1 protein-coding gene is annotated in these 459 nt (G+C 66.9%); it reads left to right on the top strand.

What is annotated here, in order from left to right; genetic code table 11:
- Positions 1 to 459, top strand: a 459-nt coding sequence (locus tag ELR45_RS39415) for an ATP-dependent DNA ligase (protein ID WP_240760217.1), incomplete at both ends; no start/stop codon positions are given.

Below are 459 nucleotides of genomic sequence, written 5' to 3'. Positions count from 1 at the left end.
CGAAGTGGTCGACGCGGTGCGTGAGCATCTGCCGACGCGCTGCGTCGTCGACGGGGAACTGGTCATCGTCACCGATGACCACCTGGACTTCGAGAGTCTGCTGGAGCGGATCCACCCGGCGGACTCGCGGGTGCGTGAGCTCGCGGAGCGGACGTCCGCCAGCTTCATCGGCTTCGACCTGCTGGCGCTCGACGACGTGAACCACATGGACCAGCCCTTCGAGAAACGGCGGGCGGCATTGGCCGATGCTCTGGCGGACGCGGGCGCGCCGATCTACCTGACGCAGGTGACCACCGACCTGGCGGAAGCGCAGCAGTGGTTCGACCAGTTCGAAGGCGCAGGTCTGGACGGGCTGATCGCGAAAGGTCCGAACGATGTGTACCGGCCGGGTGAGCGGGTGCTGACCAAGATCAAGCATGACCGGACGGCCGATTGCGTGGTGGCCGGGTTCCGCTGGCA

This window comes from Phytoactinopolyspora endophytica (assembly GCF_004138495.1).
GTDB classification, from domain to species: domain Bacteria; phylum Actinomycetota; class Actinomycetes; order Jiangellales; family Jiangellaceae; genus Phytoactinopolyspora; species Phytoactinopolyspora endophytica.
The sequence above is the reverse complement of the archived record's forward strand: the minus strand, read 5'-3'. Positions and strand labels throughout refer to the sequence as shown.